Origin of the sequence: Aurantiacibacter gilvus (genome assembly GCF_038289935.1) — a bacterium.
Classification (GTDB): domain Bacteria; phylum Pseudomonadota; class Alphaproteobacteria; order Sphingomonadales; family Sphingomonadaceae; genus Alteraurantiacibacter; species Alteraurantiacibacter gilvus.
In genome coordinates, this window is sequence record NZ_JBBYHV010000002.1 from 1,039,315 (window position 1) to 1,057,275 (window position 17,961).

Below are 17,961 nucleotides of genomic sequence, written 5' to 3' on the forward strand. Positions count from 1 at the left end.
GCGACAATCCAACCGTTGAAGGGGGCGGGTCGGGCCTTGGGCTTGACTTCGCCCCCTTTGCATTGGAGGCGGGACATTCCTTCGTTTCCGGGACGCAGACCGCTTCATGACCTTCCTCCAGATGCTGATCCTCGCCGTGGTGCAGGGGATCACCGAATTCCTGCCGATTTCCTCGTCGGGCCACCTGATCCTGGTGCCGAAGATCATGGATTTCCCGGACCAGGGCCCGATGCTCGACATCGCGGTGCACATCGGCTCGCTGCTGGCGATCATCGTCTATTTCTTCAAGGACGCCTGGGGACTGGCGCGCGGCGGCTTTGCCACGGTCGGCATCGGCCAGGCCCCCGAGCAGAAGAAGCTGTTCTGGTGGATCGTGCTGGGCACCATCCCCGCCGTGCTGTTCGGACTGGCGATCAAGTCCGGGTCGCTCAACGGCGTGGCGGAGAGCCTGTTTGGCCTGACCATCGTCGACCACGACCTGCTCGCCTCGCTGCGCCTGACTGATCTCATCGCCTGCAACCTGATCTTCTACGGTGTGCTGCTGGGCCTGGCAGACCGCTTTGGCCGCACTGATCGCGCCTACGAGGACATGACCTGGCACGACGGCTTGCTGGTGGGTCTGGCCCAGGCGCTGGCGCTGATTCCGGGCACCAGCCGTTCGGGCGTCACCATGACCATGGCGCGTACGCTCGGTTTCGATCGGGTAGAGTCAGCGCGCTTCTCCTTCCTGTTGTCGATCCCCGCAGTAGCGGGCGCGGGCGTGCTGATCGTGCCGGACCTGATGGAAGCGAGCAGCGACCTGCTGACGGAAGCCCTGATTACCGGTGTGCTCACCTTCATCGCGGCATTCGCGACGATGGCCTTCCTCATGAACTTCCTGAAGCGCGCCTCGATGCTGGTCTTCGTGATTTACCGGGTGGTCATGGGCGTGGCGCTGCTGGTGATGTTCTGACGGGCCCTAGCCGCCTGAAATCACGCTGAAAGGCTTCCACGGTTCGTCGCGTTTCCCGGAACCTTCGCTCGCCCTATTCCGTTGACGGGTGACGCAAGAAGGAAACCGAGGCCAGCCCGATGGGTTACATATTCATGATCGTTGTCGGAGCCGCCGCCGGATGGCTGGCCGCGATCGTGCAGCGCGCGGTAGATTCGCGCGCACTGCTGGTAAACCTCGGAGCCGGAATTGTCGGTGCACTGGTTGCCGGACTCTTGCTCAGTCCCGTGCTGGTCGGCGGCAGCCTGGGCGCCGGCACCTATACCGTAGACGAACTTCTGGTTGCGCTTGGTGGCTCGATCACTGCCGTCGTTTCTGCCAGCATGCTCCGCGACATGCAGATATTCTAGACGGGCTTCGCACTGCTGCCGCGCCCGCCGCGCAGGAAGTATTCCTGCGTTCCGCGGTGCACCACGTTGTCGACATCGATCACCGCTGAATTGGCGTAGGTGAAGCTGGCGCCGAGGTTGCGGTAGAGCCGGTCAAAGTCGCGCTCCACCGTCTGCCGGTAAAGGTCCTCGAAGCTCTCGATCACGAAGTAGGTCGGCTGCAGGTCGTCGATGACGTAGTCGGTGCGCATGACCCGGTCGACATTGAGCATGATGCGGTTGGGGCTTTCCGCCTCCAGCGCGAAGACGGCCTCGGTCGGGCCGGACGAGATGCCAGCGCCGTAGATGCGCGGCTCGCCGTTCTCCATGATCAGCCCGAACTCCACCGTGTACCAGTAGAGCGCGCCGAGTGCCTTGAGCCTGTTGTAACGCATGGCCTTCCATCCGGCGCGGCCATATTCCTGCATGTAATCGGCAAAGGTCGGGTCGGTCAGCAACGGGACGTGGCCGAAGACATCGTGGAACACGTCGGGTTCCTGGATGTAGTCGAAGGTCTCGCGCGTGCGGATGAAATTGCCTGCCGGGAAACGGCGATTGGCGAGGTGCCAGAAGAACACGTGATCGGGGATCAGCATGGGTACGGGCACGACGCTCCACCCGGTCAGCTTGCCGAGTTCCTCCGACAGTTCGCCGAAATCGGGAACGCCGCCCTTGCCAAGGTCGAGCTTTTCGAGGCCGTGCAGCATGGCCGAACAGGCGCGGCCGGGGAGGATTTCCATCTGCCGCGCGAACAGGTCGTCCCACACCGCGTCGTCTTCCGAGGAATACTGCGTCTGCGCGGGTTCCAGCCAGTCCTCGCCCACGTGGGCGGGCCGCTTCAGCGGGGCCGTGAACACCTCGTCGGGGACTTCCGGCAGGGTGCGGAAGTCCTGTGTCTCTCCCGAATGATCGGCATTGCTGCTCATGTTCGCGACATTACCACGCCGCGCGGCAGCAATCCAGTTTCATTCGTTACCATCCTCGGCGGGAGGGACTTCCTCTGCCGCATCGGGTGAGGGGCGCTCGTCGAGCATCTCCTCCGCATCGGCGAGGGCAGCGGCCTCGCCCTTGCTCATCGTCGCAGGGCCATTGGCCACGTCGCCATCGTCGCAGGCGGCGAGCGCGGCAAGTGCAGCCAGTGCGCCAAGCGGCGCGCCGAGCCTGCACTTGCCGCGCATCGCGATCATTCCGCCGCGTCTTCCATGGTGTCCTGCGCTGCCTCGGCAGCGGAGAGTGCATCGTCGACAGTGGCTTGTGCCGCGTCGCCGGCTTCTTCGGCCACCGCTTCATTGGCGTCCATTTCGGCGTCGACTTCCTCGTCCGTCATGGCGTCTTCGTCCATCACCGGATCGGGCGCGTCAGCCATCGCATCGTCGGCGGGCACTTCGACACTGTCGGCAATCGCGTCTTCCGAAGCGTCAGTGGTTTCCCCGCAGGCAGCCAGTGCAAAGGCGGCGGCGGTGGCGACAAGGGCAATCTTCTTCATGGTCTCTTCCTCATGGCAGCGGGGCCATTCCCCCGTCTTGTAAAGGCTGCGGAACTTAGCCGAGCGCGAGACGCGTGGAAATGGCCAAATCGATGGTATGCGCGCGGGCTGCGACCTGCCACAGAACCGGCCATGGTCGAATCCCCGCAAATCGAGGAAGCGCGCGAGGCGCTGCGCCGGATCTACGGCTTTGCCGACTTCCGCGGGCGGCAGGAAGACGTGATCACCCGCGTGCTGGCGAGGCAATCGACGCTGGCCGTCATGCCGACGGGCGCGGGCAAGTCGCTGACCTACCAGCTGCCCGCCACCATGCTCGACGGCACCTGCGTGGTGATCTCCCCGCTGATCGCGCTGATGCACGACCAGCTGCGCGCCGCACGCGCCAACGGCATCAGTGCCGCGACGCTGACCAGCGCCGATGCCGACTGGCGCGAGACGCTCGACGCCTTCCGCGCGGGTGCACTGGACCTGCTCTATGTCGCCCCCGAACGCGCCAGCCAGCCCGGCTTCCGCGACTTGCTCGGCTCGACCAAGCTCGCCCTGTTCGCCGTCGACGAGGCGCATTGCGTTTCGGAATGGGGCCACGATTTCCGCCCCGACTATCGCCAGCTGCGCCCGCTGATGGACGCCTTCCCCCATGTGCCGCGCCTCGCGCTGACGGCAACGGCGGACGCGCATACGCGCGGCGACGTGCTCACCCAGCTCGGCATCCCGGAAGAGGGCTTGGTGATTGCGGGCTTCGACCGGCCCAACATCCGCTACGCCATCCGCCCGCGCGATGCGCTGGGACGGCAGCTGGCGCAGCTCTGCGACGAACAGACCGGACCCGGAATCGTCTACGCCCCCACGCGCAAGAAGGTGGAGGCTCTGGCCGAACAACTCGCCAGCGCCACGGGCCGCCCCGTGCTGCCCTATCACGCGGGCCTGCCGCCGGAAGAGCGCGCCGCCAACCAGGCCGCCTTCGTCTCCAGCGAGGACATGGTGATGGTCGCCACGATCGCTTTCGGCATGGGCATCGACAAGCCCGACGTGCGCTTCGTCGCCCATGCCGGTGTACCCAAGTCGATAGAGGCCTACTACCAGGAAACGGGCCGCGCGGGCCGCGACGGTGATCCTGCCGTGGCCCTGATGCTGTGGGGCGCGGGCGACTTTGCCCAGGCCCGCATGCGCATCGGCGAGGTCGACGCGGAGCGTCAGCAAGGCGAACGCCAGCGGCTCGATGCCCTCGCGGGGCTGGTCGAGACGCCGGGTTGCCGCCGCGCCGTACTGCTGCGCCACTTCGGCGAGCATCCGCCCGAGACCTGCGGGAATTGCGACAACTGCCTCGAGGCGCCGGAGATGATCGACGTCACCGTGCTGGCGCAGAAAGTGCTGTCCGCCGTCTACCGGACGGGCCAGAGCTATGGCTTCGGTCATGTGCAGAAGGTGCTGACCGGCGCGGATGACGAGCGGGTGCGCAGCAAGCGGCATGACCAGCTGTCGGTCTTCGGCATTGTCGAAGAGGAAGAGTCGCGGCTGCTCCAGCCAGTGGTGCGCGCCTTGCAGGTTCGCGGCCACCTGGCCCAGACCGACCATGGCGGGTTGAAGCTGGCTGGCGACGTGCGCGATATCCTGGGTGGGGCGATCAAGATCGCCATCAGCAAGCCGCCCGAACGAACGCGCAGTCGCAAGCGGCGTGGCGACACCACGCCCAACCCGGTCGGCGATCCGCTGTTCGATGCCCTGCGCGAACTGCGCCGCGACCTCGCCGCCGAGGCAGGCGTGCCGCCCTACGTGGTGTTCCACGATGCCGCCCTGCGCGCCATGGCTGCCCAGCGCCCCGCCTCGCGCGCCGAACTGGCGGAAATCCCCGGCGTCGGTGCCAAGAAGCTGGAGGCTTACGCCGAACCCTTCCTCAGGGTGATCCGCGAGAACTGACCGCGCCCCATCCGAATCTCCTTGAAAATCGCCCGATATGATATAAATATGATATCATATTAAACGGACAGGAGATCGACGATGAGTGAGGAGCATATTCCCATGGCGCGCAGCAAGGAGACGCCTGCCAGCGGCTATAACGGATACCTGATGCTGGTGGTGGCCTTGGCAATTTCCACGGTGTCGCTGGCGGCACTGATCGGTGGGATTCGCACCGTCGACGCCGGTGGCTCGCCGGTGATGATTATCAGTGCCATCGTTGGCCTGTTCGTTTCGCTGATTGCGTGGATCGGCTTCTACATGATCCAGCCCAACCAGGGCGCGGTGATCACCCTGTTCGGGGAATACCGCGGCACCGATCGCAGCGAAGGCCTGCGCTGGGTCTGGCCGTGGATGGGCAAGAAGAAGGTCTCCGTCCGCGCGCACAACATCCATTCGGAACGGGTGAAGATCAACGACAAGCGCGGCAATCCCATCGACGTCGCCTGTAACGTCGTCTGGCGCGTGAAGGACACGGCGCAGGCGGTGTTCGACGTCGACGACTTCAAGGAATTCGTGAACATCCAGATCGAGGCCGGCCTGCGCACGGTCGGTGCGCGCCATCCCTATGACGACTTCGAGGAAGGTGAAACCACGCTGCGCGGCAGCCCCGATGTGGTGAACACGGAACTGCAGGTGGAGCTTAACGAGCGCCTCGCCGTGGCCGGTATCGTGGTCGACGAAGCGGGCCTGACGCACCTTGCCTATGCCAGCGAAATCGCCGGGGCCATGCTGCGCCGCCAGCAGGCCGACGCGGTGATCGCCGCGCGCAAGAAGGTGGTGCTGGGCGCTGTCGGAATGGTCGAGGACGCGCTGGAGAAACTGTCGTCAGACGGCATTGTCCAGCTGGATGACGAGCGGCGCGCCGCCATGGTGTCCAACCTGATGGTGGTGCTCTGCGGTGACCGCGAGACCCAGCCGATCGTCAACGCCGGTTCGCTGTACCAGTAGTAGCAATACCAGGAGGCAGCCATGGCCGCCCCCAAGAAGCAACCTGCCAACCAAGTGGCCAAGAAGGCCTTCGCCTTGCGGCTCGACCCGGCGCTCCACGATGCAGTGGAGCGCCTTGCCGCAGGCGAGCTGCGCTCGGTGAATGCCGAGATCGAGGTGCTGTTGCGAGAGGCGCTGGCGAAGCGCGGCATCAAGGTGCCGCTGTCGGAGCGGCCGCGCCGTGGCCGCCCGCCGAAGGAAGGGTAGGTCCCCGGCGCTCCTTTGCGGGCCATTAACCCTTTTTCGCTACGGCTGCGGGCATGATGACCCACGCCGTACGCCCGCTTTCCCCGCGCCTTTCGCTCCGACTTGCAGGTGCAGTGGCCGCGCTTGCCGTTGCCGCCGTTCCGACGGCGACGCTGCTGGCGCAGGACCGCGCTGCGAGCTTCACCGTGGTCGAGACGGGGCGCGGCTATGACCGGCTGCAGGATGCGGTGAACGCCATCGGCGGTGCCAGCGGAACCATCGCCATCGCGCCGGGCCGCTACGAACAGTGCGCCGTGCAGGAAGCTGGCCAGATCTCCTACCTCGCTACCGAGCCGGGCTCGGTCGTTTTCGATGGCGTCACCTGCGAAGGCAAGGCGGCGCTCGTGCTGCGCGGCCGCAGCGCCGAAGTCGCCGGCCTGGTGTTCGAGAACATGCGCGTGCCGGACTACAACGGTGCCGGTATCCGGCTGGAACAGGGCAACCTGACCGTGGCCCAGTCGTGGTTCCGTGACAGCCAGCAGGGCATCCTCACCCACGACGACCCCACCGGCCAGCTGGTGATCGACCGCTCCACCTTCACCCGCCTCGGCACCTGCGAGGGTTCGGGCGGCTGTGCGCACTCGATCTACACCGGCGAATACGGCCACGTCCGCATCACCCGCAGCCGTTTCGAGGAAGGGCGCGGCGGCCACTACGTGAAGGCCCGCGCGATCCGCGTCGACATCGCCAGTTCCAGCTTCGACGATGCCCACGGACGCGGCACCAATTACATGATCGACCTGCCGGGCGGCGCCTCGGGCCAGATCAGCAACAACTGGTTCGTGCAGGGGCAGGACAAGGAAAACTACGCCGCCTTCATCGCTGTCGCCGCCGAAGGTCGCCAGCATGACAGTTCGGCGCTGAGCGTGGTCGGCAACGATGCGCGTTTCGCGACGGGGGTGGACCGCAACTCGATCTTCGTGGCCGACTGGTCGGGCGACATGCGCGGCGTGGGCGAAAACCGCCTCGACCGCCGCCTGACGGGCTACGAAGTCATCCGCTAAAGCGCCCTTTGGCGGGAACGCACCGACCTGCTAGGCCATTGCTCCCACTAGGAGGCTTTGCATGGCAGGCGGATGGTCGCGCGATGGCGCGGTTCAGGACCAGATCGACGATACGGTGAACGACGCTGTCGCTGCCGCCCGCGCGCGCTTGCCGCAGGGCGAGAGTGCGGAATACTGCGACATCTGCGGCGAGGACATCCCGCAGAAGCGGCGCGAGGCCGTGCCCGGCGTGCGCACCTGCGTTGCGTGCCAATCGGGACGCGACAGCGCGGTAAAGCACTCCACCATCAACCGGCGCGGCTCCAAGGATAGCCAGCTGCGCTGATGGCGAGTCCCTTTATCTGGCTCCAGCACGCCCTGCCGCACCATGCCGTCTCGCGCCTTGCGGGCAAGTTTGCCGATAGCGAAAGGCCGTGGCTGAAGGATCGGCTTATCCGCCGCTTTGCCGCCGCTTACGACGTCGACATGAGCGAGGCAGCGCGGCCGATCGAGGCCTATGCCAGCTTCAACGACTTCTTCACCCGCGAACTGAAACCTGGTGCGCGGCCCTTGGCTGACGCGGCGACACACGTGCTCTCCCCCGCCGATGGAACGATCAGCCAGATCGGGCGGATCGAGGACGGGCGCATATTCCAGGCCAAGGGCCGCCATTTCACCGCGGCACAATTGCTGGGCGGCGACGAGGCAGCGGCGGCACGCGTTGCCGGCGGCAGCTTTGCCACGATCTATCTCAGCCCGAAGGACTATCACCGCGTCCACATGCCTGCGGGCGGGGAGCTGCGCTCCACCCGCTATGTTCCCGGCGAACTGTTCTCGGTGAACCAGGTGACGGCGGAGAATGTCGACGGCCTGTTCGCCCGCAACGAACGTCTCGCCTGCCTGTTCGACGGGCCGCACGGCATGTTCGCCAATGTCATGGTGGGAGCGATGATCGTCGCCGGGGTCGAGACCGTTTGGCAGGGCCGCGTAGAGGCCCATGCACCCACACTGAAGGCGCAGGACTTTGCCGAGGGGCAGCACCGGTTTGCCGCCGGCGATGAAATGGGCCGCTTCTTCCTCGGCTCCACCGCCGTGCTGCTGTTCGAACCGGGCCGCGTCGAATGGCTGGGGAACTTGCAGGCAGGCGATCCGGTGCGGATGGGGCAGGCGCTGGGGCGCTGGCTCTAGTCGAAGCCGAAGCCGGGCGCGTAGCGGATTTCGGCTGCCGGGATCTCCGCCCCGAAGCTCTTCACCTGGAGGTATTCACCCAGCTCTCCTGCCTGCGTCATGGGCGTGTACTGCCTGTAACCGAACCGGCCGTAGAGAGCCGGATCGCCGAAGACGGTAATGCCCTTGGCACCGCGCTCGCGCATGGCCGCTTCGCCTGCTTCCATCAGGGCGCGTCCGATGCCCTTGCCCTGATGGGCAGGTGACACGGCGATCGGGCCGACAACCATCCAACCTTCCTCGCCGTTCGAGAGGCCTGCGGCGGAATAGGCCACCTGGCCGATCACTTCGCCGTCTTCGACCGCCACGAGCGACAGCAGCAGGTCGCCGTCCCGGCGCAGGCGATCGATCATGTCGGCCTCGTCACCGTCGGAATAGGGAAGACCCTCAAAGGCCGCATCGACCACGGAGCGGATAGCCTCCTCGTCGCCAGTTCGCTCCTCTCGTATCGTCCAGCTCACGTCAGCAGGTGGCCCGCGCGGTCGCGCTTGGTGGCGAGGTAGCGAGTGTTGTGCGGGTTGGCGGGCAACTGGTGCGCCACGCGTTCGCTGACCTTCACCCCGGCATCTTCCAGCGCCACCACCTTTTCGAGGTTGTTGGTCATCAGCCGCACTTCGGCGATCCCCAGCAGGTCGAGCATGCGCGCGGCAAGCGGGAAGTCGCGCGCTTCCTCGGGCAGGCCGAGGCGGCGGTTGGCTTCCAGCGTGTCGACGCCTTCGTCCTGCAGGCGGTAGGCGCGCAGCTTGTTGACGAGGCCGATGCCGCGCCCTTCCTGCCGCATGTAGAGCAGCACGCCCCAGCCGCCTTCGCGGCCGGCCTCTGCCATGGCGGCCAGCGCCGCATCCAGTTGCGGGCCGCAGTCGCACTTGAGGCTGCCGAAGATGTCGCCGGTCAGGCATTCGGAGTGCAACCGCACCAGCGGCACCGAATCGAGCGAGCGATCCCCCAGCACCAGTGCCACGTGTTCGCGCATGTCGCCCGGCGCACGGAAGACGACGATCTCGGCTTCTTCCTCTGCCGCGATGGGCAGGCGGGCGCGGGTGGCGATGGCGAGGGTCTGCGGGTTCTTCCATGCCGCGAGGTCCACCGACTTGAGCGCCACGGGTTCACCCTGCGGATCGGGATCGACGAGGAAAGCGGGCAAGACGCCCGCGATGCGCGCCAGTTCCAGCGCGACCTTGGCTGCCGTCATCCATTCCAATTGCTCGGCCAGGAACGGGCCCTTCAGCGGGTTGACGCTGTCGAGTGCTGGATCGGCAACCGGCAGGGCATTGGCTATATCGAGCGGGTCGGCAGCGCGCATGAGGACGGGCGAGTGACCGTCCGCCGCCGCTCGCTGGTTGGTGAGCTTGAGTGTCTCTGCCCGCGCGGCGGAGATCAGCATGCGATCGGACTTCGCGGCACTGGCGAAAGCGGTTTCCACCGGCAGCAGCACCGGCGCATCGCCCACCTTGATCGGCCAGCCGTGCCGCAAGGCGTCGACCGCCTGCGCCACGCGCCGTTCAGGGGACGAGGCGGCCAGGTCGCTCAGACGTCGAACTCCGTGATCAGCGGCACGTGGTCGCTGGGCTTTTCCCAGTCGCGGGTGTGTTCGGCGATGCGGTGTGCGCGGCTCTGCGCGGCGAGATCGGGCGAGGCCCACATGTGATCGAGCCGCCGCCCGCGATCCTTGCCTTGCCAGTAGGTGCGATAGGACCACCACGAGTAGTTCCGCTCCGGCGCGGGGATATGCTTGCGGCCCAGGTCGACCCAGTCGTGCGCGGCCTGCAGCTGGCCCAGCGTCTCCACTTCCAGCGGCGTGTGGCTGACCACCTTGAGCAGCGCCTTGTGATCGTAGACGTCGCATTCGAGCGGGGCCACGTTGAAGTCACCCACCAGCAGCGTGGGCCGGTCGATCTTTTCCGACCAGCGCGTCATCCGTTCGAGGAAATCCAGCTTCTGGCCGAACTTGGGGTTCACCTCGCGGTCGGCAACGTCGCCGCCTGCGGGGATGTAGACGTTTTCCAGCACCAGCCCGCCGGCCGAGGGTATCTCCACGCCCACGTGCCGCGCCTCGCCGTTGTCCTGCCAGTCGTGGCGCGAGAACTCGCTCATCGGCAAGCGGCTGACCGTGGCGACGCCGTGGTAGCCCTTCTGCCCGTGGATCGCCTGGTACTCGTAGCCCAGCTCGGCAAAGGCCTTGGCGGGGAACTGGTGCTCCTGGCACTTGATTTCCTGCAGGCACAGCACGTCGGGCGCAGCTTCCTTCAGGAACTGCTCGACAAGGGGCATGCGCAGGCGGACGGAATTGATGTTCCAGGTAGCGACAGAGATCATGTGGCGGCTTTAGGGGGGCGACCCGAGAGCGGCAAGGTGGGACTCTCCTGTTTGGTGCGGTCGGGGCCTCCGCTCCTCCCTTGCGGTTCCAGCCCGACTCCCCCTCCCAACCACCCGATCATTCTCCGATACGGTATCGGGTGGTTGGGAGGGGGAGTCGGGCCGGCACCGAGCCGCCATGGATATGGCTGCGCACCGGCGTGAGCCGGCAAGAAATCCAAACACCAGACAAAAAAACCCCCGTCGCGGGGGCATGTGCGACGGGGGTTTCGTTTTTAAGCGTTCGTCACGCTTCACAAGATGTCGGCTTTATCGAGGATCAGGGCAACAGGGGGGAAACCCGCCTCACCGCGCATCTATGTGCAGGAATCTAGGGGTTGGGGGCTGTCTCGCCAATGAATATCGACACCGTCTTGTCGTAAATTTACAACATCTCGGCTACAGGCTGTTTATCCCGGACGACGACTGGTCCGGCGCGGATCACGGAAACGGAACTCGCTGTCCGACACGCTCATGCCGTAACGGTGGTTGCGCAGGCGCACCGTGGTGCGCTGGTTCTGGCTGTCGAGCGCCACCCAGGCGACCAGTTGCAAGCCACCGGGCGCAGCACCGTTTTCCTGGAAGATGAGCGTGATCGCCGGAAACTCCGGACGGTCCGGATCATCGACCATGATGCTGACCACGCCCGCGCGGCTTTCCTGCAGCGTGCCGTAGCGGCGCATGTCGCGGTCGGGATCGAGCAGGGCACCCAGCGGGCTGTCACCGATGGGATAGCGTTCGACCTGGTTGACCTCGTAGTCGATGATCGAAAGCGCGCTGCCGTTCGACACCACCAGCATGTTCACGTCATCCGAATATTCGAAGCGGATCTTGCCGGGGTTCTTCAGCGTCAGCTCGCCGGAGACCACGTTGCCTTGCCGGTCTTCCTGGGTGAAGTCGGCGCGCATCGTGGTGATGGCGCGTAGCGCGCGGGTGGCGCGGTCGAGCTGGTTAGCGCCGCTCTGGGCCGCCAGCGGTGCGGTGGGCACGGCCAGCGAAGCGGGGATGGCAACAGCCATGGCGCCGACAATAGCGGCGGTCACGGGCTTGCGAATGAGTGATTTCACGCGGTTCATAGCCTCATCATCTAGTGTCGAGGCGTTGAACTGTCACTGAACCCGGGTGGTTCCCCACGTTCATAAGTCGCGCGATCAAGCGGACCGGCAGGCCTCTTACTTGATCTTGCCTTCCTTGTACTCGACGTGCTTCTTCGCGACGGGATCGTACTTGCGGAAGGTGAACTTTTCCGTGTGGTTACGCGGGTTCTTCTTGGTCACGTAGAAGTGGCCCGTGCCAGCGGTCGAGTTCAGGCGGATCTTGATGGTTGCGGGCTTCGCCATGGTCTTGCCTTCAAATGTCTCGTGAGGGGCCACAGCGGCCCGAAATAACACAGGCGACGCAGCGCGCCGCCCTTCAAGGGCGCGCCAATGGTGGAGAATCACCCGAAAGTCAAGCGCTGAGGGTGCCCACCGCTAGAGGTCGACCTTGCCGCGCAGGGCCTTTTTCTGCCCGTGGGCCTTCTTTGATTGCAGGCGCTTGGCCTTGCCGACGCGATTGACGCGGGTCTTGGCGCGTTTCTTCGGTTCGCGGCAGGCCGCTTCGATCATTTCCGCCAGCCGTGCCCGCGCCTCGCGCCGATTCGCTTCCTGCGTGCGGTGGTTGCGCGCGTCGAGCACGATCTCGCCCGCCTGGTTGAGGCGGTTGCCGGCGATATCTTTCAACCGGTGGAAAATGCGCGGCGGCAGGGCGAGGGCATAGATGTTCACCCGCAGTTGTACTGCGGTCGCCACCTTGTTGACGTTCTGCCCGCCGGGGCCGGACGCGGCGATGAAGCTTTCCTCGGCAATGGCATTCGCCCGGTCGAGGATAGCGCCCATCACTCGGCTCCGAGGGCCACGAAGTCTGCCGGTAGCGGGGCTTCGGCGATAATGTCGGGCTTGCCTTCGCGCGGCACCACCAGCTTGCTGGCGTGCAGCATGGTGCGGGTGACGCGCCCGTCCTTGTGGCCATAGACGGGGTCACCCAGCAGCGAGCGGGCAAAGGTGTGTTCGGCATGGACGCGAATCTGGTGGGTGCGGCCGGTTTCCGGGCGGAATTCCACCAGCGTGAGGCCGCCTTCCAGCTCCTTGCGCTTGGTCCAGTGGGTGATCGAGGGCTTGCCCTTCTTCGCCGGGATCATCCGCCACCCCTTGGCCTCGCTGCTGATCTTGGTCAGCGCGATGTCGATGGTGCCTTCCTCGTCTTCGACCGGCCCGGCGACAATGCCGAGGTAGGTCTTCTGGACGAGCTTGGCCTCGAAGGCGGCATTGAAGCGCTTCAGCGCCTTGGGATTGCGCGCCAGCAGCAGGCAGCCAGAGGTATCGGTGTCGAGCCGGTGCACCGGCATGGGCGCGCGCTGGAAGCCGAGTTTGAGCGAATCGAGATGGTCCTCGAGCGCGGGGCCGCCCTTGCGCGGCGTCTCGATCGGCAGGCCCGCGGGCTTGTCGATGACGAGCGCTTCGCCGTCTTCGAAGAGGATGGGAATGTTGGTCATGCGAGGGCCTTATCGATACGGTCCAGCGCTTCAACCAGCACTGCTTCATCTGCGGCAAAACTTATGCGGAAGCCGTCCTTGCCGCCAAAGGCGCTGGCCGCAACGGTCGCCACGCCGTGGTCGAGCAGGTGCAGCGCCAGCTTGCCATCATCACCGCCGAAGCGGTTCATCAGCGGGGCCGCATCGACGAGGCAGTAGAAGGCACCGTCGGGCACCGGTGTCGACAGGCCGGGAATGGCGTTGACGCGCGCGACCACCAGGTCGCGGCGGCGGCGGAAGGCCTCGCGCCAGTCGGCAAGGAAGTCCTGCGGGCCTTCGAAGGCGGCCACGGCGGCGGCTTGGCTGATACTGGCGGGGTTGCCGCTGGAATTGCTCTGCAACTTGCCCATGGCCTTCACCAGCCAGTCCGGACCGGTGGCAACGCCAATGCGGAAGCCGGTCATGGCGTGGCTCTTGGAAACGCCGGAGACGGTGCAGATGCGGTCCGCCAGGTCCGGGCATTCCACCGCCAAGGTGGCGTGGGGTGCCTCGGTATAGATCAGCGGCGAATAGATATCGTCCGACAGCACCAGTACCTGAGGGTGGCGGCGCAGTACGTCACCGATGCCGCGCAGCATGTCTGCCGGGAAGACCGCGCCGGTCGGGTTGCCGGGCGAATTGAGCATGAGCCAGTTGGTGCGCGGGGTAATCAGCGCTTCCAGCTCGCTGGGCGAGAAACGGAAGTTGTTGCGCGCACTGGTGCGCAGCGGGGCCACGGTGCCACCGCAGAAGCGCACCATCTGCGGATAGCTGACCCACCAGGGCGAAGGCACGATCACCTCGTCGCCGGCGCTGACCGTGGCGGCCAGCGCCTCGAAGATCGCCTGCTTGCCGCCGGCGGTGACGATCACGCGCGAGGGATCGGTGGCAATGCCGAGGTCGCGCTCGAAGTGCAGCGCGGCGGCCTTGCGCAAGGCGGCAGTGCCGACCACCGGCGTGTAACGCGTATCGCCCGCATCGAGCGCGGCCTTGGCAGCCTCGATCACGTGCGGCGGGGTGGGGAAGTCCGGCTCCCCGACGCTGAGCGAGATGATGTCGCGCCCCTCGGCGCGCAGCTCACTGGCGCGGTCGGTCATCGCCGTGGTGGGCGACGCCTCGATGCGCTGCAGCGCCTGGCTGAGGTGCTGCACCTTCATGGCACGCGCAGCGTTGCGGGCATCAGGCCGCGCAGCGCGTTGCCGATGAGGAAACCTTGTTCGAGGTCGTCCAGCGTCAGCTGAGCTTCCTGCGCGCGGCCTTCGTCGATCAGCGCGCGGCGCAGTACGCCCGGCAGCAGGCCCAGCGCCAAGGGCGGGGTGAGCAGCATGCCGTCGCGCTCGACGAAGACATTGGTCCAGCAGCCCTCGATCACGGCATTGTCGCGCACGAGGATCGCCTCCACCGCGCCGACGCCCTTGGCCACGTCGAGGGCAGCCTCGTAGAAGCCGCGGTCGCTGCTCTTGTGCCGCAGGCGCCAGTCGTGCGGCACCGTGGGATGCGGCAGGACCACGCAAGGCGCGGGGTCAGCCAGCGGTGCGGGCATGGGCTGCGTTTCCAGCGTCACCGCGCCCGAACGGGCGAGGACGAGGCGCAGCTTGGCGGGCCTGTCCAGCTCGAAGCACAGCGCCTGGATGCGGTTGCGCGTCTCGTGGCGGTCGAAGGAAAAGCCCAGTTCGGCGGCGCTGGCCTTCATCCGTTCGAGATGCAGTTCGAGGTGCGGCATGCCTTCGTGGGGGTCGAACCGCATGGTCTCGATCAGGTCATGCCCGCCCGCTGCACCGCGCACGAAGGCGCCCTTCACCAGGCACTCGCGCCATTCTTCCATGCCGTCAGAATCGGCAACGATCGCGCCGCCCACGCCCAGCACGGCCTTGTGCTTGAGGTTCTCGCCCGGGGTCAGGCGGATGGTACGGATGCCGACGTTGAAGGCGGCATCGCCATTGACGTCGATCCGCCCGATCCCGCCGCAATAGGGGCCGCGCGCATCGCGTTCGACCTCGTCGATCAGCTCCATGGCGCGGATCTTCGGCGCGCCGGTGATTGATCCGCAAGGGAACAGGGCGTGCAGCATGTCGATCGCGCCCTTGTCCTCCATCAGGTCCGCCAGCACGGTGGTCGTCATCGTGTGGAGCGTGGGATAGGTCTCGACCGCGAAGGGATGTTCCACCCGCACCGTGCCCGCCTGCGCCACGCGCGACAGGTCGTTGCGCATGAGGTCGACGATCATCAGGTTCTCGGCCTTGTCCTTCACCGACTGGCTGAGCTCGTCGGCCAGCGCCGCGTCTTCCGCCTCGGTCCCGCCGCGCGGGCGCGTGCCCTTCATCGGCTTCACCTTGGCGGCAGAGCCGCGCAGGGCAAAGAACAGCTCGGGGCTGAACGACAGCAGCCAGTCCGATCCGTCGAACACCAGCCCGCCATAGCCTGCCGCAGCGGTGGGGCGGATCTTCGCGTAAAGCGTCAGCGGATCGCCGCGCGCCGGGCCGGCCAGCGGCATGGTGAGGTTGGCCTGGTAGATATCGCCCGCACGGATGGCTTCCTGCAGCGTGTTGAAGGCGTCGAGATAGGCGCCGGTGCTGACCTGCGGATCGAGCGGGCCGATGCTGGCCTCGCCAGTCGAACGGTCCGCCAGCCACCGGGGCATGTCTGCCGCCGGGATAATCTCGGGATCGCCAAACAGGCCGAGCCAGACCAGCGGACCGGTCGCCCCGCTGCGAGCCGCAGCAAGCGGCAGCAGCCGGTCTTCCAGCGCCAGTCCTGCCTCGTAAGCGAGGTAGCCTGCCAGGTGCTTGCCAGTGGCGACGCGTGCGGCTTCGGCGGCGGCGAGCACGTCCATCACCTCCTCGGCGCGGCGGGCAATGAAGACTTCGGCAGGATCGGCAAAATAGTGGGCATCGCTCGCACCACTGGCGCGCGCGTCGTCGAGCAGCACGAAGGGGGACTTGCCATCCATCGGCTCCGCTCTAAGGCCCAGTTCCTGCCCCTGCAATGGCCGTGATCGTCAATAGAGGCCCGTCGGCTAGGAGAGCAGCGTAGTCGCGTAGCGGGTTCTACGCGCAAGCAATCGACGACGTCCGCCGGGCCTCTATTGACGACCCCTTTGTGGCGGGCGAATTTCGCCACTTTGCAGCGTCATTCGGCGCTCACGATGCTTCGGCATCGCTCGCTTCTCATTCCTCGCCAAGCGGCGAAATTCGCTCCGTCACGACCGTTGCAGGGGCAGGAACTGGGCCTTAAGGTCACCACGAAAATCCGGCAACATGTGAAACGGTAAGGAATTCGATGGCGGACATTTTTCTTGGCAATGACCTGGATGGTAACCGCCAGGCGCTGGACCTTGGCCGCGCCAACCGCCACGGGCTGATCGCGGGGGCGACCGGTACCGGCAAGACGGTGACCCTGCAGGGCATGGCAGAGAGCTTTTCCGCCAATGGCGTGCCGGTGTTCGTGGCTGACGTGAAGGGTGACCTGTCCGGTATCGCCATGCCCGGTTCGCCCACGTTCAAGCATGCCGACAAGCTGGAAGGCCGGGCCAAGGAACTGGGCATGGACGACTATGCCTATTCGGATAACCCGGTGGTGTTCTGGGACCTCTACGGCGAACAGGGCCACCCGATCCGCACCACCATTTCCGAAATGGGCCCGCTGCTGCTCGCCCGCCTGCTCGATCTCAACGAGACGCAGGAAGGCGTGTTGCAGATCGTGTTCCGCCATGCTGACGAGAACGGCCTGCTGCTGCTCGACTTCGGGGATCTGCAGTCAATGCTGTCCTGGGCGTCGGAGAACGCGTCGGAACTGTCGGGCAAGTACGGCAATGTCACCAAGCCCAGCGTCGGCGCGATCCAGCGCCAGCTGCTCAGCTTCGAATCGCAGGGCGCGGACAAGTTCTTCGGCGAGCCCGCGCTGGAGATCAGCGATTTCCTGAAAGTGGACGAGCAGGGACGCGGCTATGTCAACGTGCTGGCCGCAGACCAGCTGATGCGCAGCCCCAAGCTCTACGCCACTTTCCTGCTGTGGCTGCTGGCCGAACTGTTCGAAAGCCTGCCCGAAGTGGGTGACCCGGAGAAGCCCAGGCTGGTGTTCTTCTTCGACGAGGCCCACCTGTTGTTCGACGATGCCCCCAAGGCCCTGCAGGACACCATCGAACGCGTGGTGCGCCTGATCCGGTCGAAGGGCGTGGGCGTGTTCTTCGTGACGCAGAACCCCATCGACGTCCCGGAAGAGGTGGCCGGCCAGCTGGGCAACCGCGTGCAGCACGCCCTGCGCGCCTTCACCCCGCGAGACCAGCGGGCGATCAAGGCGGCGGCAGAGACCTTCCGCATCAATCCCGATCTCGACGTCGAGGAAGCCATCACCGAACTGCGCGTGGGCGAGGCGCTGGTCTCGACGCTGGACGAGGACGGTGCACCGACAATTGTCCAGCGCACGCTGATCAAGCCCCCGCGCAGCCGCCTCGGCCCGCTGACCAGGAAGGAACGCGCGATCATCCAGTCGGTGAGCCCGGTCGACGGCAAGTACGATACGCTAGTCGACCGCGAGAGCGCCGAAGAAGTGCTGGCGCAGAAGGCCGCCGATGCCGCCGAAACCGCGAAAGAGGTCGAGGAAAAGGGCGAGGAAGAGGTGCGCAAGCGCGAACGCAAGTCGCCCTCGCTGTGGGAACGGGCGGGCAAGAGCGGACTGCGCGCTGCTGCGGGCTCGCTGGCCACGGTCGCCGTGGCGGCAGCGACCGGTCGTCGCTCCCGCGCCGATCCGCTGCGCACGGGGCTCAACGCCTTCGTACGCAACATCGTCGGCGGGTTGATGAGATAGGG

21 protein-coding genes are annotated in these 17,961 nt (G+C 66.0%); 9 read left to right on the forward strand and 12 right to left on the reverse strand.

The genetic code is table 11. The features are described from left to right. The first annotated feature begins 106 nt into the window (after positions 1-106). The gene (locus AAEO60_RS15085; RefSeq protein ID WP_341674538.1) at positions 107-952 is read left to right on the forward strand and encodes an undecaprenyl-diphosphate phosphatase; all 846 of its coding nucleotides are present in this window, start codon (positions 107-109) and stop codon (positions 950-952) included. A gap of 119 nt (positions 953-1,071) precedes the next feature. Continuing rightward, entirely contained in the window at positions 1,072-1,341 is a 270-nt protein-coding gene (locus AAEO60_RS15090) for a GlsB/YeaQ/YmgE family stress response membrane protein (protein WP_341674539.1), read from the forward strand. Here the strand turns inward: AAEO60_RS15090 and phhA are convergent. Genes phhA through AAEO60_RS15105 form a run of 3 tightly spaced genes read right to left on the reverse strand, consistent with a single transcriptional unit; the run spans position 1,338 to position 2,845 of the window. Then, the gene (phhA, locus tag AAEO60_RS15095) at positions 1,338-2,285 is read right to left on the reverse strand and encodes a phenylalanine 4-monooxygenase (RefSeq protein WP_341674540.1); all 948 of its coding nucleotides are present in this window, start codon (positions 2,283-2,285) and stop codon (positions 1,338-1,340) included. The two genes, AAEO60_RS15090 and phhA, sit on opposite strands and share 4 nt — an antisense overlap. Positions 2,286-2,324: 39 nt before the next feature. After that, positions 2,325-2,546, reverse strand: coding sequence for a hypothetical protein (locus AAEO60_RS15100; protein WP_341674541.1), 222 nt, complete (start codon positions 2,544-2,546; stop codon positions 2,325-2,327). Then, positions 2,543-2,845, reverse strand: coding sequence for a hypothetical protein (locus tag AAEO60_RS15105; RefSeq protein WP_341674542.1), 303 nt, complete (start codon positions 2,843-2,845; stop codon positions 2,543-2,545). The genes AAEO60_RS15100 and AAEO60_RS15105 overlap by 4 nt, the downstream gene beginning before the upstream one ends. A 132-nt stretch (positions 2,846-2,977) precedes the next feature. Here AAEO60_RS15105 and recQ point away from each other — a divergent pair, with 132 nt between their 5' ends. From recQ to asd, 6 genes are all read left to right on the forward strand, one after another. After that, on the forward strand, positions 2,978-4,762 hold the full coding sequence (gene recQ, locus AAEO60_RS15110; protein ID WP_341674543.1) for a DNA helicase RecQ: 1,785 nt from the start codon (positions 2,978-2,980) through the stop codon (positions 4,760-4,762). Between the two features lie 102 nt (positions 4,763-4,864). Next, on the forward strand, positions 4,865-5,752 hold the full coding sequence (locus AAEO60_RS15115) for an SPFH domain-containing protein (RefSeq protein WP_341674544.1): 888 nt from the start codon (positions 4,865-4,867) through the stop codon (positions 5,750-5,752). Positions 5,753-5,773: 21 nt separating this feature from the next. After that, entirely contained in the window at positions 5,774-5,998 is a 225-nt protein-coding gene (locus tag AAEO60_RS15120; RefSeq protein WP_341674545.1) for a type II toxin-antitoxin system antitoxin, read from the forward strand. Positions 5,999-6,054: 56 nt separating this feature from the next. Beyond that, positions 6,055-7,041 (forward strand): right-handed parallel beta-helix repeat-containing protein, encoded by a 987-nt coding sequence (locus tag AAEO60_RS15125; RefSeq protein WP_341674708.1) that lies wholly within the window; start codon positions 6,055-6,057, stop codon positions 7,039-7,041. 61 nt (positions 7,042-7,102) lie between these two features. Continuing rightward, complete coding sequence (locus AAEO60_RS15130; RefSeq protein WP_341674546.1) at positions 7,103-7,366, forward strand: DksA/TraR family C4-type zinc finger protein; 264 nt, start codon at positions 7,103-7,105, stop codon at positions 7,364-7,366. Beyond that, entirely contained in the window at positions 7,366-8,208 is an 843-nt protein-coding gene (gene asd, locus AAEO60_RS15135) for an archaetidylserine decarboxylase (RefSeq protein ID WP_341674547.1), read from the forward strand. Before AAEO60_RS15130 ends, asd begins: the two co-directional genes overlap by 1 nt. Here the strand turns inward: asd and AAEO60_RS15140 are convergent. From AAEO60_RS15140 to pabB, 9 genes are all read right to left on the reverse strand, one after another. Beyond that, complete coding sequence (locus AAEO60_RS15140; RefSeq protein WP_341674548.1) at positions 8,205-8,708, reverse strand: GNAT family N-acetyltransferase; 504 nt, start codon at positions 8,706-8,708, stop codon at positions 8,205-8,207. The genes asd and AAEO60_RS15140 overlap by 4 nt on opposite strands. After that, positions 8,705-9,742 carry a GTP cyclohydrolase II gene (gene ribA / locus AAEO60_RS15145; protein WP_341674549.1) on the reverse strand — a complete coding sequence of 346 codons (1,038 nt, stop codon included), beginning with the start codon at positions 9,740-9,742 and terminating at the stop codon, positions 8,705-8,707. The genes AAEO60_RS15140 and ribA overlap by 4 nt, the downstream gene beginning before the upstream one ends. 32 nt (positions 9,743-9,774) lie before the next feature. Further along, entirely contained in the window at positions 9,775-10,563 is a 789-nt protein-coding gene (locus tag AAEO60_RS15150) for an exodeoxyribonuclease III (RefSeq protein WP_341674550.1), read from the reverse strand. 449 nt (positions 10,564-11,012) lie between these two features. Continuing rightward, a complete protein-coding gene (locus tag AAEO60_RS15155) occupies positions 11,013-11,678 on the reverse strand; it encodes a LolA family protein (RefSeq protein WP_341674551.1) in 666 nt (221 codons plus the stop codon). Positions 11,679-11,774: 96 nt separating this feature from the next. Further along, positions 11,775-11,942 (reverse strand): 50S ribosomal protein L33, encoded by a 168-nt coding sequence (gene rpmG / locus AAEO60_RS15160; protein ID WP_119593273.1) that lies wholly within the window; start codon positions 11,940-11,942, stop codon positions 11,775-11,777. 132 nt (positions 11,943-12,074) lie between these two features. Further along, positions 12,075-12,479, reverse strand: a complete 405-nt coding sequence (arfB, locus tag AAEO60_RS15165) for an alternative ribosome rescue aminoacyl-tRNA hydrolase ArfB (RefSeq protein ID WP_341674552.1) — start codon at positions 12,477-12,479, stop codon at positions 12,075-12,077. Further along, positions 12,479-13,135, reverse strand: coding sequence for an RluA family pseudouridine synthase (locus AAEO60_RS15170; RefSeq protein ID WP_341674553.1), 657 nt, complete (start codon positions 13,133-13,135; stop codon positions 12,479-12,481). Before AAEO60_RS15170 ends, arfB begins: the two co-directional genes overlap by 1 nt. Then, complete coding sequence (locus AAEO60_RS15175) at positions 13,132-14,310, reverse strand: pyridoxal phosphate-dependent aminotransferase (protein WP_341674554.1); 1,179 nt, start codon at positions 14,308-14,310, stop codon at positions 13,132-13,134. The genes AAEO60_RS15170 and AAEO60_RS15175 overlap by 4 nt, the downstream gene beginning before the upstream one ends. After that, positions 14,307-16,103, reverse strand: a complete 1,797-nt coding sequence (gene pabB / locus AAEO60_RS15180; RefSeq protein WP_341674555.1) for an aminodeoxychorismate synthase component I — start codon at positions 16,101-16,103, stop codon at positions 14,307-14,309. Before pabB ends, AAEO60_RS15175 begins: the two co-directional genes overlap by 4 nt. A gap of 329 nt (positions 16,104-16,432) precedes the next feature. Between pabB and AAEO60_RS15185 the strand changes: the two genes are divergently transcribed. Further along, complete coding sequence (locus AAEO60_RS15185; protein WP_341674556.1) at positions 16,433-17,959, forward strand: helicase HerA-like domain-containing protein; 1,527 nt, start codon at positions 16,433-16,435, stop codon at positions 17,957-17,959. Positions 17,960-17,961: the final 2 nt, after the last annotated feature.

Bases quoted from the DNA above. Each gene is read 5' to 3' on its own strand.
- recQ (WP_341674543.1), top strand. From the start codon at position 2,978: ATGGTCGAATCCCCGCAAATCGAGGAAGCGCGCGAGGCGCTGCGCCGG.
- asd (WP_341674547.1), top strand. From the start codon at position 7,366: ATGGCGAGTCCCTTTATCTGGCTCCAGCACGCCCTGCCGCACCATGCC.
- pabB (WP_341674555.1), bottom strand. From the start codon at position 16,103: ATGGATGGCAAGTCCCCCTTCGTGCTGCTCGACGACGCGCGCGCCAGT.
- rpmG (WP_119593273.1), bottom strand. From the start codon at position 11,942: ATGGCGAAGCCCGCAACCATCAAGATCCGCCTGAACTCGACCGCTGGC.
- AAEO60_RS15175 (WP_341674554.1), bottom strand. From the start codon at position 14,310: ATGAAGGTGCAGCACCTCAGCCAGGCGCTGCAGCGCATCGAGGCGTCG.
- AAEO60_RS15100 (WP_341674541.1), bottom strand. From the start codon at position 2,546: ATGATCGCGATGCGCGGCAAGTGCAGGCTCGGCGCGCCGCTTGGCGCA.
- AAEO60_RS15085 (WP_341674538.1), top strand. From the start codon at position 107: ATGACCTTCCTCCAGATGCTGATCCTCGCCGTGGTGCAGGGGATCACC.
- AAEO60_RS15150 (WP_341674550.1), bottom strand. From the start codon at position 10,563: ATGATCTCTGTCGCTACCTGGAACATCAATTCCGTCCGCCTGCGCATG.
- phhA (WP_341674540.1), bottom strand. From the start codon at position 2,285: ATGAGCAGCAATGCCGATCATTCGGGAGAGACACAGGACTTCCGCACC.
- AAEO60_RS15125 (WP_341674708.1), top strand. From the start codon at position 6,055: ATGACCCACGCCGTACGCCCGCTTTCCCCGCGCCTTTCGCTCCGACTT.
- arfB (WP_341674552.1), bottom strand. From the start codon at position 12,479: ATGGGCGCTATCCTCGACCGGGCGAATGCCATTGCCGAGGAAAGCTTC.
- AAEO60_RS15155 (WP_341674551.1), bottom strand. From the start codon at position 11,678: ATGAACCGCGTGAAATCACTCATTCGCAAGCCCGTGACCGCCGCTATT.
- AAEO60_RS15170 (WP_341674553.1), bottom strand. From the start codon at position 13,135: ATGACCAACATTCCCATCCTCTTCGAAGACGGCGAAGCGCTCGTCATC.
- AAEO60_RS15120 (WP_341674545.1), top strand. From the start codon at position 5,774: ATGGCCGCCCCCAAGAAGCAACCTGCCAACCAAGTGGCCAAGAAGGCC.
- AAEO60_RS15090 (WP_341674539.1), top strand. From the start codon at position 1,072: ATGGGTTACATATTCATGATCGTTGTCGGAGCCGCCGCCGGATGGCTG.
- AAEO60_RS15185 (WP_341674556.1), top strand. From the start codon at position 16,433: ATGGCGGACATTTTTCTTGGCAATGACCTGGATGGTAACCGCCAGGCG.
- AAEO60_RS15130 (WP_341674546.1), top strand. From the start codon at position 7,103: ATGGCAGGCGGATGGTCGCGCGATGGCGCGGTTCAGGACCAGATCGAC.
- AAEO60_RS15105 (WP_341674542.1), bottom strand. From the start codon at position 2,845: ATGAAGAAGATTGCCCTTGTCGCCACCGCCGCCGCCTTTGCACTGGCT.
- AAEO60_RS15115 (WP_341674544.1), top strand. From the start codon at position 4,865: ATGGCGCGCAGCAAGGAGACGCCTGCCAGCGGCTATAACGGATACCTG.